Genomic DNA, 14,891 nt, shown 5'->3' with positions numbered 1-14,891 from the left:
TGGTCGCCCAGCAAGAGAAGGTGCGCGAGCTCGAGCGCAACCGGATCGGGCGCGACATCCACGACGATCTCGGCCAGAGCTTGCTGGCCCTGAAAATCGAGTTGTCGATGCTGCACGTGAGCACCAACGGCGCCCACCCGGCCATCAACGACAAGCTCGGCCGCATGAGCGCCAGCCTCGGCGAGACCATCAAGTCGCTGCGCGCGATCATCAACGACCTGCGTCCGGCCGCGCTCGACGCCGGCCTGCAATCGGCGGTCGAACGCCAGCTCGACGAGTTTTCGCGCATCAACGGCATCCGTTACGAGCTCAACGCCGGTGAACACGCCTTCGACGGCGGCGCCGACGCCGCCATCGACGCCGCCATCGACACCATCGTGTTCCGCATCTTGCAGGAGTCGCTCTCGAACGTGGTGCGGCACGCGCAAGCGACCGAGGTCAAGATCGCGCTGCACCGCTGCAGCGAGCGCCTGACCATGAAGGTGCAGGACAACGGCGTGGGCATGCCCGGCAACCGCGCCTCGCACGGTTGCGGCCTGCTCGGCATCAAGGACCGGGTCAGGGCGATCGGCGGCGAATTCGCCATCGACAGCGAGCCGGGCGCCGGCACCCTGCTCTCGCTGACGATTCCACTGGGGCGGCCGGCGCTGGCGCCCGGATCCGGCATGACGCAATAGCTTGCCTTTTGTCAATAGAATTGCAATGTGATGAGGGAGAATTGATCCTTGTCGAGGATCAACATAATGCCATCGGCGACGGCGCCAGCCGCGCTGGACACAGGCCACATCACAGGAAACGGCACATGACAAGCACAAGCACGAGCAGCGCCTACCGATTGCCGGACGCCCCCCTGAGCGGCGCTTCCCAGCCCGGGCAGGAACATGCTTTCGCCCACCAGTTGCTCGAGATGCTGGTGATCCCGGCCTTCGTGCTCGACGCGCGCTGCCGCGTGATGGTCTGGAACAAGGCCTGCGCCCGCCTGACCGGCGTGCCGGCCTACGAGGTGCTCGGCACGAGCGAGCACTGGCGCAGCTTCTACGACAGCCCGCGCGCCACCCTGGCCGACCTCGTGATCCAGGACCGCACCGACGAAATCGACCAACTCTACCCTGACCAGCCGGCCCGCTACCAGGCCAGCGGCATGCTGTGCGCGCAAAACTGGTGCGACATGCCGCGCGCCGGACGGCGCCGCTTTTTGGTCGCCGACGCCAGCCCGATCTTCGACGCGGCCGGCAAGCTGATCGCCGTGGTCGAGACGCTGCGCGACCTGACGGACGAAAAAACGGCCCAGCTCGCGCTCGAGCAACTCGCCACCCGCGACGGGCTGACCGGCCTGGCCAACCGGCGCTGCTTCGACGACACCTTGCAGGCCGAATGGATGCGCGCCCTGCGCCAGCAGCAGCCGCTGTCGCTGCTCATGGTCGACGTCGACAACTTCAAGGCCTACAACGATGCCCACGGCCACCTCGGCGGCGACGAATGCCTCAAGCGCATCGCCTTAGCCGTGGCCGGCGAAATGCGCGCCAACGACCTCGTCGCGCGCTACGGCGGCGAGGAGTTCGCCGTGATCCTGCCCAACGAATCGCTCAAGGGCGCCGCCATCGTCGCCGAGCGCATCCGCGCGCGCGTCGAGCAGCTGCAACTGCCGGGCCGGCGCGCCGGCTGCCAGCACGTGACGGTGAGCATCGGCGCGGCCACGGCGTTGCCCGCGCCCAACACCGAGTCGAGCGTGCTCGTCGCCACCGCCGACGCCGCCCTGTACCGGGCCAAGCACATGGGCCGCAACCGCATCAGCCTGCCGCTCGCGGAACAGGCCTGAGACTGGTAAAAGCATGTAAACACGGCTGTCGTTTTCCTCCATATATGCATATCGAAAAGTTTAATTTCTCCTGTTCATTGGCATGGGAATATTTTAAGCTTGCGCCGTTGCGATATCTTATAAGGAGATTGTTTTGTCAAAACTCATACCGATCACTCTGCTGGCGCTGGCGATCCCGGCGTTCGCCGCGGCCCCCGCCGCCCCGGCAAAGGGTGACTTAAAAGGTGATTTGCTGCCATTCACGGCAACGGAAAAAACCCTGCCCAACGGCTTGAAAATCATCGTCGTGCCGACCGGCTTCCCGAACCTGGTGTCGGTGCAGATTCCCGTGCAGACCGGTTCGCGCAACGAGATCGAAGCGGGCAAGTCGGGCTTCGCCCACTTCTTCGAGCACATGATGTTCCGCGGCACCAAGAACACGCCGCCCGAAAAGTACCAGGCCATCATCACCAAATCGGGCGCGCGCCAGAACGCCTACACCAGCGACGACCTGACCAACTACCACACCACCTTCGCCAAGGAAGACCTCGAAACGGTGCTCAAGGTCGAGGCCGACCGCTTCCAGAACCTGCACTACGAGCAAGACGCGTTCAAGACCGAATCGCGCGCCGTGCTTGGCGAGTACAACAAGAACAGCGCCAACCCGATCTCGAAACTGATCGAGGTGCAGCGCGACGCCGCCTTCACGACCCACACCTACAAGCACACCACGATGGGCTTCCTCCGCGACATCGAGGACATGCCCAACCAATACGCCTACTCGAAAGTGTTCTTCGACCGCTGGTATCGCCCCGAGCGCACCACGGTGATCATCGCCGGCGACGTCGAGCCGGCCAAGGCGATCGCGCTGGTCGAGAAATACTGGGCCAAATGGCAGCGCGGCACCTACAAGTCGGTCGTGCCGGTCGAGCCGGCGCCGAACGGCGCCATCTACAAGCATGTGCCGTGGCCGAGCCCGACCCTGCCCTTCGTCAGCGTCGCCTTCCGCGCGCCGGCGTTCTCGGAGCAGAACAAGGACCAGGCCGCGCTGTCGATGCTGCTCTCGCTCTCGTTCGGAGCGACCTCGCCGCTGTACAAGCGCCTGATGCAGGACGAGCAAAAGGTCGACCAGATGTTCGACTACGCGCCGGCCCGCATCGACCCGAGCCTGGCCACCATCGCCGCGCGCGTGAAAAAGCCGGAAGACGCCGTCATGGTGCGCGACGCCATCCTGAAAACCGTGGCCGGGCTGCGCGACACGGCGGTCACCGCCAAGGCCTTGGAGGACGCCAAGTCGGCCCTTAAATACGGTCTGATCCGCTCGCTCGACAACACCGAGCAGATCGCCGGCACCATCGCCTCGTACGCCCACTACCGCCGCTCGTACGGCACCATCAACCAGTACTTCCGGCTCATCGAGTCGCTGACCCCGGCCGACCTGCAGGCGGCCGCGCGCAAATACCTGGTCGACGACGCGCTCGTCGTGACCACCCTGTCGCACGAGGCGCTGGCGCCGGCCATGGCAAGCCTGCCGAAGCTGGCCTCGTTCGCCACCGCCGCCGTCGGCGCGCCGATCGACATCCTGGTGCAGCGCTCCAAGTTGCCGCAGGTGCGCTTCAAGCTGGTGTTCGCCGCCGGCTCCGCGCACGATCCAAAAGGCAAGGAAGGACTCGCCGAGCTGACCGCGTCGATGGTCGCCTCGGCCGGCTCGGTCGAGCGCAAGACCGACGAGGTGACCAAGGAGCTGTTCCCGATGGCGGGCAGCTTCAACGACCAGGTCGACAAGGAAATGACGGCCTTCACGGGCTCGATCCACAAGGAGAAATGGAACGAGTACATGGCCGTGACCATGCCGATGCTGCTCACGCCGGGTTTCCGCGAGGACGACTTCAAGCGCATCAAGGCGGCCCAGTTGAACGCGCTGCAGCTCGACCTCAAGGACAACAACGAGGAGGAGTTCGCCAAGGAGCGGCTGCAGACCAATGTGTACGCCGGCACCGGCTATGGCCATCCCGTGCTGGGCACCGTCAAGGGCATCGAGTCGATCATGCTCGACGACGTGCGCGACTTCTACCGCAAGGCTTACACCCAAGGCGCGGTGCGGGTCGGCATTTCGGGCGACGTGTCCGACGCGATGACCGCCTCGCTGCGCCAGGCGCTCGCCAAACTGCCGGCCGGACCGGGCTTGCCCGCCACGGCCGTACCGCTGGGCAAAAAGGCCGATGGCCTGCAGATCGAGATCATCGAGAAGAACACGCGCGCGACCGCGATCTCGCTGGGCCTGCCGCTGACGGTCACCCGCGCCCATCCGGACTTCCCGGCCCTGTGGATGGCCAAGACCTGGCTCGGCGAGCACCGCTCCTCGAGCGCCCAGTTGTTCAAGCGCATCCGTGAAGTGCGCGGCATGAACTATGGCGACTACGCCTACATCGAGGCTTTCCCGGGCGGCATGTTCCAGTTCTTCCCGACCACGAGCCGCGCCCGCAAGGCGCAGTTGTTCGAGGTGTGGATCCGTCCGGTGGCGCCGCAAAACGCGCATTTCGCGTTGCGCGTGGCGCTGACCGAACTGGGCAGGATGATCGACGCCGGACTGACCGCAGCGCAATTCGAGGAGACCCGCGACTACCTCATGAAGAACGTGTTCGTGATGACCGCCACGCAGGACCAGCAACTCGGCTACGCGCTCGACGCGCAATGGCACGGCACGCCGGAATTCACGAAAATGATGCGCGACGGCTTGTCGAAACTGACCGTGGCCGACGTCAACGCGGCGATGAAGAAGCACCTGTCAGCGACCAACCTCTCGGTCGTGGCGATCGCGAAGGACGCGGCCGCACTGCGCGTCCAATTGCTCGCCGATGGGCTCTCGTCCATCAAATACGACGGCGACAAGCCGAAGTCGCTGCTCGACGAGGATGCGGTCATCGGCAACATGAAGCTGGGCATCCGGCCCGCGGCCATCACCATCACGCCGGTGAAACAAGTGTTTGCCGAGTGAGGTGTTGGCCCCAGGTGATTGCCGGGTAGTTTCCGACAAGGTGATTGCCGGCCACGGTGCTGACCACCAAGGTGCGCGCCGGCCAAGGCGTTCGCCTACTGAGCTTGTTGCACGCGCGTGCGCCACGGGCGCACGCGTTGCCGGCCGGCCCGTGGCGATCGGGCGGATGCCGGCCCTGCCCCTTCAGGCGTCCCCCTTAAAAAATCAAGACGAGGTCACGCGCTGCCACCCCTGGCGCACCGCCGCCTTGATTTTCTCCCAGGGCTGTCCCGGATAGCTCGAATCCCAATCGTTGCGCAGCGTCGCTTCGACATCCTCCCACCGACGCCCGCGATAGGTCTCGCTGCCCGCCATCTGGGTGCCATAGCGGTAGGCCGGGGCATACTCGTCGTAATTGCCGCTTGCGTTGCCGTAATTGCTGGTCCAGTGGCTGCGGAAATAGGTATCGTTGTCCGCCTCGGAATACTGCTGGCCGCCAAGCTGCTCGACTTCGACCTCGGTGCGCCGCACGGTGTCGTTGATCTGCTGCTCGCGCTGCGTCACGTCCTTGCCGACGACGACTTCCTCGACCACCCGGGCCGACTTCTCGACGACGGCTTCCTCGGCCGTTTCGCGCACCTCGAAAGAGCCCTCCTGGAACGCGCTCGCGTCGGCAGCCCTGACCGGCTGGTCGACCGCATGGCGCTCGACGTGCACATGCTCCTCGCGCAGGTCGATGCTCTCGTTGACGGGCGTCTCGAGCACGCGCTGGTAGACCCGCACGCCGCCGCGCTGCACCTCGCGCTTGCCGATCTTGAGTTCCTCCTGCACGATCGGGATCGTGGCGCCGACGTCCTCGCGTTGCTGCATGCCCTGGCGCGCGCGCGCCTCGCCCTGCACCTGGCCGCCCGGCTGGAACTGCTGTGAGGCGCCCTGCGACTGCTGGGCGCTGCCGGCGCCCGAATGGAGCACGCCGCCGCCGACCCAGGCCGCGCCGCCCCACTGCTCGGCGTGCTCGTCGATGTCGATCGGGTTGTAGCGCTCGACGATGTCGGCCGCGCGCTCGACCTCGGGCTCGCTGTCGGCCGTGAGCGTGACGACATAGTTGCCGCGCGCGACAGCCTCGGAATACATGCGCGCGTCCTGGCTGCTGTCGCCGCCGAACATGTCGCTGAAGAAATTCTTGATGCTCGCGCCGATGCCCTGGTCTTCGTGCCGCGCGCTCGTCGACGTGCTTGACCGCGCGCCCATGCCGGTGGTGTCGCCTTCGCTCAGGCGCACCTGGTCGCGTGCGAAGCCCGATGCGACCAGGTCGTCGATCGCCTGCTGGGCCGCGCTGTGGTTGTCAAAAACGGCTGCGATGGTATGTTGCATGATGATTTCCCTCCTTAGGTGGTCATTTCCGTGAAACGTCCGTCGCCTCGTCAAAGCGTTCGACGATGAGCTCCTCGGACTTTAAAAAAACAGTGTCGGCGTGCCGGACCGGACGCCGCACGCGCGTGATGTGCAGCTCTTCCTTGATGCGCACGCGTTTTTCGACGACGAGGATTTCTTCGAGCACGGGCACGATGTAGGTGTCGCCCTCGTAACGCGGCGCGGGGGCGTCGGCCGGGGCGACGATTTGGCCGACCTCGACGCGGGTGACCTCGAGCTCGTCGTGGAGCAGGGTCTGGTCGATCGGGTGCGGATGCTCGGTGACTTTTTTATGCACGCGCACGCCGCGTCCGGTGTCGACGACACGCGTTCCGAGATGCAGTTCTTCCTGCTGCAGGGGCACGGTGATGGTGCCGTCGGCACCAGGCTGCTGTTGGTTCGCTTCCATTCGCCCTCCTCGCATCGCACTGCCATATCGACAATCAAGATTACATCAAACGCGCCACACCTCGCACACCATTGACGCGAATCAAGTTTGATTTCGCCCCGAATAGGAAGCTCATTGAATTCGCGCGCCGCGAGGCAGGAGACCAGCATGGCATCGACACCGACCACAACGAACAGGGCCAAGACGCGCGCCGAGCGGCGCGCGCTGCCCGGCGTCCACCGCACCGCGATCGAACCGCCCAGCAATGTCGACCGCCTGCTGCACGCGGCCATGGGCCAGCTCACGCAGGGCATCTCGCCGTCGGGGCTGGCGGTCGCGTGGTTCGACTGGAGTTTGCATCTGGCGCAGTCGCCCGCAAAATGGCAGCGCCTGGTCGAAAAGGCCTGGCACAAAGACCTGCGTTGGTTTAACTACGCGCTGCGCGCGAGCTGGGGCGGGCCGGTCGAGCCCTGCATCAAACCGTTGCCGCAAGACCGCCGCTTCCTCGACCCCGCGTGGCAGCGCTGGCCGTACAACCTGCTGCAGCAAGGCTTCCTGCTCAACCAGCAGTGGTGGCACAACGCGACCACCGGCATCGACGGCGTCAGCAAACACCACGAGCAGGTGGTCTCGTTCGCGGCGCGCCAGTTGCTCGACATGGTCTCGCCGGTCAATTTCGTCGCCACCAACCCCGAGGTGCTCGAGACCACCGTGCGCGAGGGCGGCGCCAACTTCGTGCGCGGCGCCATCGGCCTGGCCGAAGACGCCAGGCGGAGCCTGCGCGGCGACCCGCAACCTGGCACCGAGGCCTACCGGCCCGGGATCGAGGTCGCCGTCACGCCCGGCCAGGTGGTGTTCCGCAACCACCTGTTCGAACTGATCCAGTACGCGCCGGGCACTCCGACCGTGCACGCCGAACCCATCCTGATCGTGCCCGCCTGGATCATGAAGTACTACATCCTCGACCTGTCGCCGCACAACTCGCTGGTGCGCTACCTGGTCGAGCGCGGACACACGGTGTTCATGATGTCGTGGCACAACCCGAGCGCCGATGACCGCGACATGGGCATGGACGATTACCTGCACGACGGCGTCATGGCCGCGTTCAAACAAGTGGGGCAGCGCGTGCCGGACCAACCCATCAACGCGGTCGGTTACTGCCTGGGCGGCACCCTGCTCTCGATCGCTGCGGCCGCGCTCGCCTGCGAGGGAAGCCGCTTGCTCAACTCGATGACGCTGCTGGCGGCCCAGACCGACTTCTCCGAGGCCGGCGAGCTCAGCATTTTCATCGACGAAAGCCAGCTCGCCTGGCTCGAAGACCTCATGTGGCAGCAGGGCTACCTCGACAACCGGCAGATGGCGGGCGCCTTCAAGCTGCTGCGCTCACACGACCTGGTCTGGTCGATCGGCGTGAGCCAATACCTGCTCGGCCAGCGCGCCCCCATGAACGACCTCATGGCCTGGAACGCCGACGCCACGCGCATGCCCTACCGCATGCACAGCGAGTACCTGCGCAAGCTATTTCTCAACAACGACCTGGTCTCGGGCCGCTACCGCGTCAACGGCCGGCCGGTGGTGCTGCGCGACATCAGCGTGCCGATGTTCGCCGTGGCCACGTTGACCGACCACGTCTCGCCCTGGCGCTCGGTGCACAAGATCCACCTGCTGACCTCGTCCGACGTCACCTTCGTGCTCACCAGCGGCGGCCACAACGCGGGCATCGTGAGCGAGCCGAGCCACCGCGGGCGCTACTACTACACCGACACCCACCGGCGCGGCGACTGCTACAGCGATCCCGACCGTTGGATCGAGAACGCCGACGAAAAAGACGGCTCGTGGTGGCCCGAATGGGCCGAATGGCTCGAGCAGCACTCGCACGCGGGGGCGCCGCCGCCGGGGCCGCCGCCCGACGCGCTGGGCCCGGCGCCGGGGCGCTACGTGCTCGAGCGCTAAGGCAAGTTAAGTCCGCTTAATTCGTCCGCCTAATTCGGTCGCTTAATTCGGCCGCTTAATGCGTTGAGGCCGCTTAAAACTCGAACGCGCCGATATCGCGCCCACCGTCCTGCTTGCGGGTCTTGGCCGTAATCGGCCCGCCCGTCTGCGGCGCGAGCGCGCCCAAGGCGCCCCCGGCGCCGATCAAGGGCGAGCCGGCCGCGCAACGGAAATTATGCGCCGCCTCAACGGCGAACAACGCCCCAATTACGGCTCTTAAATCGGGGCAGACCGAGGCTCATAAATGGGGTCAGACCCCAATTCAGAGCCTACTAGGGTCTAGCCTACTAGGGTCTGCCCCCAATTGCGGCAACTACAATTCGATGCGCAGCGTGCGCTTTGCGCGCTTGTTTGCGGCCAGCGCGAACGAGAGCCGCCCGCGCCCCGCGTCCCAGGCAAAGGCGACCGGCTTGTTTTCGACCAGCACCCGCTTGGGCCTCACGGCGATGTTGTGGACGACCATCGAGAAGGCGCGCGCCACCGGCGCCTGTTTGCGCCCCAGCTCGCTCGCGATCGAGATCGACAAGCCCGACGCGACACGCTTGCTCGCGAAACGCAGCAGTTCGAATTGCCCCTTTTCGTAGGCCTCGGGCGTGGCGCCGTCATCGTCGTAGAGCTTGCCCGCCGCCGATGCCAGCGCCGCGTCGTGGTAGTAGTGCAAGATGATCTCGCGGCCCGTGTAGCCGGCCGTGTTTTGCATCTCGGGCGCCATCGGGATGAAGGCGCCGGCGCGCACGAACACGGGGATGCGATCGGGGCTGAGCTTGACCACCGCGCTCGAGCCGGCCGCGTGTTTTTCGCCGGTTTGGAAATCGAACCACGCGTTTTTGCCCGGAAAGTAGATCTGCTTGCTCGCCAGTTTGGGCGTCACGACCGGCGACACCAGCAGGTCCTTGCCCCACAAGTAGCCGTCCGACACGTCGCGCAGCCTGGCGTTGTCGGGCTCTTCGTACATCAGCGGACGCATCAGCGGCAGGCCGCTCTGGTGGTTCTCGAACGCGGCCGTGTAATTGTAGGGCAGCAGCCGGTAGCGCAGCTTGACCGCCTCGCGCGCCAGCGCCAGCGTGGCCGGGGCCCGGAACACTGGCTCGGGCGGCACGTCGTCCTGCGCATGCGGGCGGAACACCGGCTGGAACACGCCATACTGCAACCAGCGCGTGTACAACTCGTCGTCCGGGTTGGCGCCGGCGAAGCCTCCCAGGTCCGAATGCATGTACGCGAGGCCCTGCATGCCCATCTGCAAGGAGATCTCGGTCTGCGACTGCAGGCCGCCCCAGCTGCGGCTGACGTCGCCCGACCACGGGATCAGCCCGAAACGCTGCGATCCCGAATAGCCGGCCCGCATCAGAATGAACGGCCGCTGCTCCGGGAAATCCTTGCGGTAACCATCGTGCACCATCCTGGCCCAGTCGTGGCCGTAGATGTTGTGGACCTGGTCGGCCGTCCCGCTCGCATGCCGCAGGCCCGCCGGATGCAGCTCCGGCTCGCCCAGGTCGCCCCACCATCCGCCCACGCCCTGCCGCACGAGGTCCTTGTGGATGCCCCAGAACCAGTCGCGCGCGCCCGGTTCGAAGATGTCGATCAGCCCGGTGTTTCCAAAATAGAAGTCGTAGGTGAACGGTTTGCCGACGCCGTCGGTCGCCAGCACCTTCTTGTCGACCGCCTCCTGCCAGCGCGACGAGGTCGTCAGCACGAACGGTTCGGTGATGAGGATGGTCTTGATGCCCTTGGCGGCGAAGTCAGCGATCATCTTTTGCGGCTCGGGAAAGGTGTCCTTGTCGAAGGCCAGGTTGCCCATGGTCCCCTTGACCTCCTTGCCGAACCAGAACAGATCGAAGATGATCGCGTCGAGCGGCACCTTCTCGGCCTCGAATTTGGCGACCGTCTCGCGCGCGTGGGCTTCGGAGCGGTAACCGAAGCGGCTCGCGAAATTGCCGAACGCCCAGCGCGGCGGCAACGGTTGCCGGCCCGTCAGGCCGGTGTAGGCCGAGGCCAGCCCCTCCCAGCTGTCGCCGGCGATGACCTGGTAGGTCTTCCTGCCGCTGATTGTCTCGTAGGCGAGCACATTGTTTTTCGCGCTGTCGAGGTCGAGGTGGCCGATCGCCGCGTTGTCGAAGTGGATCATGTACTTCTTGGACGACAGCACCAGCGGCATCGTGTAGTTGAGCTGCTCGGAGCGCTGCTCGTAGCCGTAGTGGGCCTTGTTGTACAGCGCCAAGCGGTGGCCGCGCCGGTTCATGCCGAGCGCGCGCGCGCCGCCCCCGTACAGCGCCTCGTCGGGCGTGAGCGCGAAGTCGATCATCTCGGCGCCTCCCTTGCGCTGGTAGCCGTGGCGCTCGGCGATCAGCGGTTTGCCCTTGTAGGCATAGGCGATCTGGAACGGGGCGCGCGTGATGGTGACGGCGATGCCGGCCGTCGCATACGAGATCGACGCCGGCGTCGCCGCCAGCCGCACCTTGAGCCTGGCCGGTGCCTGCACCACCGCGTGCGAGCGCGCGTCGTAGGCCTCGCCCTTGGGCACGAAGGCGGTCTCGACGATGGTGTCCGAGTACGGCGTGATGGTGTATTTGCCATCGTTGGTGGTCAGCTCGAGCCGCTGGCCGTGTTGCGCGAACGATTCGAGGCGGCGCTCCGGGTTCTGGGCCGACGCCAGCGGCGCCGCGAGCGCGCACAGCGCGAAGAGGCCGGCGCGGTGCAGGGGAAGTCGAAATTGGATGGTCATTTTGAATCTCTCGGTCATGTCAATCTGGAACAAACGGGCGCCCGGGTCAACCACGCCCCTAGCGGCGCCACGACAACTTGATGAACAATTCGTTCAGGCGGCGCGCGGGCTGGTGTCCGGGCGCCTCGCCGCGCGACCAGGTCAGGCCCAGATACCCCGCCGTGCCAAGCCCGGCCGTGTGGCCATACACGAGGGAGGTCGCCACACTATTGCTACTGGGCACCACAGGCACAGCATACATCGCCGGGTCGCGCCGCGTGCGGGATTGTTGCGCGATCATGCGCAGCGTGTCCTTGGGGCCGAAGTGGTAGATGGCCTTGACCTGCAGCGCCTGCTCGGTGTAGAGCCGGCGCCCCTTCTCGCCGCCCCCGCCCGCATCGATCCAATTGCCCGACCAGCTAGGCTCGAACTCGATCCGGTCCGAGGGGCGCAGGCGGGCATAGGCGCGCAGCGTGCCGCCCCTGCCCACGCGCGCGCCGACGACATCGATATGGTCGCCCAGTTCCGCCGACAGTTCGAGCCGGGCCAGCGTGCGCCCCGGCGTCACCCCGACGCGCCCGCCGAAGCGCGTGGTCTCGAACAGCGGCCCGCCCTCGGCCATGCGGCTGCGCTGGCGCGGCATGACGTGCATCTCCAATTCGCTGTCGTACGGGCCCGCCATCCAGGTGCCGATGCTCACCTCGTCGTTGATCACGGCGCCCGTGCGGTCGACCTTGTGTTCGGCGAACACGTACAGATTGTGCTCGTTGATAGGACCGGCCTTGCCATGTTTTTTGATGAGCAAGGTGTTAAAGGCGCGGAAGCCGGCCTGGGAGAAGAAGCCGTTATCGGCCCTGAAACCATCGCTGGCCTCTTCGAAGCCCGTGAAGGACGACCAGCCCTGGCGCTCGATGCTCCAGTTGAGCAGCGCGGCGTGGCCGTCGCGGCGCGCCGCCTCGGCCAGCCCGCCGTGCCCGTCGGAATGGGCGGTGGTGGCGCTGGCCAATATCTGGCCGCGCACGCGCTCGCCCGCGCCGCGCTGCCATTCGAAGTCGGCGCCGGCCACCCGGTTGTAGCCGCGTCCGCCCGCATAGCTGCGGTCGGTGCCGACGGCCCCGAGCGCGAGCGCCCCGAGATTGACCTTGCCGCGCGCCACGCTCGCCTGCGAGGCGCTGCGCTGCACCGCGAAATCGGTGTAATACGCGTTCGGCAACTGCACCAGGCCGCCGCCGGCGTCGCGCGCGCTCAGGAGCGTGAAATTGGCGTCCTGGGTGCGCCGCGTGTAGCGCGCGCCCCACGACGGGTCGCTGATCGAACGGGTGTTGATGGCCTTCATGGGTCCGGCCAGGATGTCGCTGCCCTCCAAAAAGAAGGGGCGTTTCTCCTGTTCGAACAGCCCGAAGCGGGTGTTGCCGGAGAGCTGGGGCGCATCGAGTTCGACTTGCGAGAAGTCGGGGTTGAGCGTCAGGTCGACGATGCTGGCCGAGTCCGGACGCAGTTTCAGGTCCAGGCTCAGGGCGGCGCTGCCGGCATTGCGGCGCGGCGCGCCGGCGACCTCCTCGCGCACGCGGCGCGCCACCAGTTGCGGGGTGGCGCTCCAAGTCATGCCGGTGGGCAGTCCGTTCAAGCCCGTGATCGCCTCGGCAGAGCACAGGGTGCAATTGCTGTCGCGCCTGACCGGGCTGCTGTGGAAGATGTAGCGCTGTTCGCGCGTCATGTTGCGCGTCACCAGCAGGCGCCACGGCGCCTGTTGCAGGGCAGCATACGCGACCGACGAGAACGGCACCCGCACCTCGGCGCTCCAGCCGCCGTCGAAGCGCGCGGTGGCGACGTCGATGTCGAAGTCCGGCGCCAGGTCGTCGCCGCCGGTGTTGCTGAAGGTGCCGTCGCTAAGCGCGCCGCGCGGGTTGACATAGATTGTTTGCGCCGATTTGCCGGTGCCGGCGGGATCGAGCAGCAGGCCGATGTAGTCCTGGTCGTTGCTGAATTTGTCGCGCCGCGCGAACGGGGCGCGCAGCGCGGCGGGGTCCGCGTCCCAGGCCCTCAGCCCGATGTAGAGATGCCCGGCGTCATAGGCGATGCGCACCCCGGTGCGGACGCCGGCGTCGGCGTTGTCGGCCGGCTTGGTCTCGTAAAAGCGCGTGTGTGCCGGCGCCGCCTGCCAAAAAGCCTCGTCCTGCACGCCGTCGAGGCGCACGCCGGGCGCGCCGGCGGCGATGCGGTGGGCCTCGAAGGCGTGCGCCGGAGCCGCGCCGAGCGCCACACCGACGAACATGGAAAACAGGAGCGGCTGGACAGGCGTCATGGCGTGGAGGCGATCGGTTGTTGGATAGAATATAGTTAATTTACATTAAACAAACAGGCAATTCCACAGATTAAAAAGGATCGTCTTTAGGAATCGTGGAGGTTGGTCGGCGCGCCTAGTAGTTTTACTACACCCACAGCAGCTTTGATAAAAATCAAAAATCCGAATCCACCGCCCCCTACGCTGGCAGTGTCACCGCACGCTCCACAGAGAAGTCCAGAGAAAATTCCACAGAAAATTCCACGGAAATCCGCCGGAAATCCGCAGCGAATCCGAAGCGAATCCACCGAGAGGCCGCCATGCAATACAAGACCCTGCTTCTACAGGCCGACCAGTCGTGCAATTGGGCCGAACGCACGCGCATCGCGCTCGCGCTCGCGCGGCAGTACGAGGCGCACCTGATCGGCGCCGCCGTCACCGGCGGCGTGGCCCAGTTCGCGTTTCCGGGCGCCTGGGCCGGCGACGACGGCAGCGGCACCGGCGCCTACAGCCCCTTCCTCATCGCGCAACGCGACCTGTTGCGCGAGCGCGCCGAACACGCCGTCGCCGCCTTCGAGGCCGCCGTCGCCGCCCAGGGCCTGCGCTCGCACGAGGGGGTGGTCATCGACCAGGAGGCCGGGCTAGGCATGAGCCTGCGCGCGCGCTATTCCGACCTCGCCATCATCGGCCAGAGCAAGGCCGGCGAGCCGAACCAGGCGGTGCCGAACGACCTGCCCCAGTATCTGCTCATGAGCTGCGGCCGGCCCGTCCTGATCATCCCCCATAACGGCACTTTCACCAGCGTCGGCCGGCGCCCGATGCTGGCCTGGGACGGCAGTTTGAGCGCCACCCGCGCCGTGCATGGCGCCCTGCCCATCCTCCGGCGCGCCGAGCAAGTCGACGTGGTCGTGTTCACCGGCGACCAGACCGATGTCGGCGGCGAACAGGCGGGCGACGACATCGCGCTGCTCCTCGCGCGCCACGACGTCAAGGTCAACGTCCTGCGTCCCGCCAGCAGCATCGACGACGGCCATTCCCTGTTGTCGCTGGCGCCCGACTGTGGCGCCGACGTGATCGTCATGGGCTGCTACGGCCACACCAGTCTGCGCGAGATGGTCATGGGCGGAGTCACCCGCACGGTGCTGCGCAATATGACGATTCCGGTGCTGATGGCGCACTAAGGGCGGAAAAAAAGGGGGGGCACTAAGGGGCGGCAGAAGGGGCGGCAGAAGGGTCGGCATTAATGGACGGTATTGACAGCCGAAATTAATGAGCGCATTGAGGGCGAATCAGGCCGCATTTGGGCGGCCCGGCCGACTCAGAGGCTGAGAGTTTTTC

9 protein-coding genes are annotated in these 14,891 nt (G+C 66.2%); 5 read left to right on the top strand and 4 right to left on the bottom strand.

Translation table 11 applies throughout. The features are described 5' to 3' along the window. The 3 genes from C7C56_RS04265 to C7C56_RS04255 all read left to right on the top strand — a co-directional run. Positions 1 to 677 (top strand): sensor histidine kinase (locus tag C7C56_RS04265; protein WP_146204277.1); only part of this gene is annotated, 677 nt, incomplete at its 5' end. Between the two features lie 125 nt (positions 678 to 802). Continuing rightward, positions 803 to 1,819 (top strand): diguanylate cyclase, encoded by a 1,017-nt coding sequence (locus C7C56_RS04260; RefSeq protein WP_106756247.1) that lies wholly within the window; start codon positions 803 to 805, stop codon positions 1,817 to 1,819. A 133-nt stretch (positions 1,820 to 1,952) separates the two neighbouring features. Further along, positions 1,953 to 4,796, top strand: a complete 2,844-nt coding sequence (locus C7C56_RS04255) for a M16 family metallopeptidase (protein WP_106756246.1) — start codon at positions 1,953 to 1,955, stop codon at positions 4,794 to 4,796. 204 nt (positions 4,797 to 5,000) lie between these two features. On the opposite strand, the gene C7C56_RS04250 is transcribed toward C7C56_RS04255, so the two are convergent. Next, entirely contained in the window at positions 5,001 to 6,149 is a 1,149-nt protein-coding gene (locus tag C7C56_RS04250) for a YsnF/AvaK domain-containing protein (protein WP_106756245.1), read from the bottom strand. 22 nt (positions 6,150 to 6,171) lie between these two features. Further along, positions 6,172 to 6,597, bottom strand: coding sequence for a YsnF/AvaK domain-containing protein (locus C7C56_RS04245; protein ID WP_229458110.1), 426 nt, complete (start codon positions 6,595 to 6,597; stop codon positions 6,172 to 6,174). 147 nt (positions 6,598 to 6,744) lie between these two features. Here C7C56_RS04245 and C7C56_RS04240 point away from each other — a divergent pair, with 147 nt between their 5' ends. After that, entirely contained in the window at positions 6,745 to 8,529 is a 1,785-nt protein-coding gene (locus tag C7C56_RS04240; RefSeq protein WP_106756249.1) for a PHA/PHB synthase family protein, read from the top strand. Between the two features lie 352 nt (positions 8,530 to 8,881). On the opposite strand, the gene C7C56_RS04235 is transcribed toward C7C56_RS04240, so the two are convergent. After that, on the bottom strand, positions 8,882 to 11,290 hold the full coding sequence (locus tag C7C56_RS04235; RefSeq protein WP_106756248.1) for a glycoside hydrolase family 31 protein: 2,409 nt from the start codon (positions 11,288 to 11,290) through the stop codon (positions 8,882 to 8,884). Between the two features lie 58 nt (positions 11,291 to 11,348). Next, positions 11,349 to 13,574, bottom strand: a complete 2,226-nt coding sequence (locus C7C56_RS04230) for a carbohydrate binding family 9 domain-containing protein (protein ID WP_106756244.1) — start codon at positions 13,572 to 13,574, stop codon at positions 11,349 to 11,351. A 299-nt stretch (positions 13,575 to 13,873) separates the two neighbouring features. On the opposite strand from C7C56_RS04230, the gene C7C56_RS04225 reads away from it, so the two are divergent. After that, the gene (locus tag C7C56_RS04225) at positions 13,874 to 14,734 is read left to right on the top strand and encodes a universal stress protein (RefSeq protein WP_106756243.1); all 861 of its coding nucleotides are present in this window, start codon (positions 13,874 to 13,876) and stop codon (positions 14,732 to 14,734) included. Positions 14,735 to 14,891: the final 157 nt, after the last annotated feature.

The organism is Massilia glaciei (genome assembly GCF_003011895.2).
GTDB classification, from domain to species: Bacteria; Pseudomonadota; Gammaproteobacteria; order Burkholderiales; family Burkholderiaceae_D; genus Telluria_A; species Telluria_A glaciei.
Note: the sequence above shows the minus strand (reverse complement) of the source record. Positions and strands in the feature narration are given on the sequence as shown.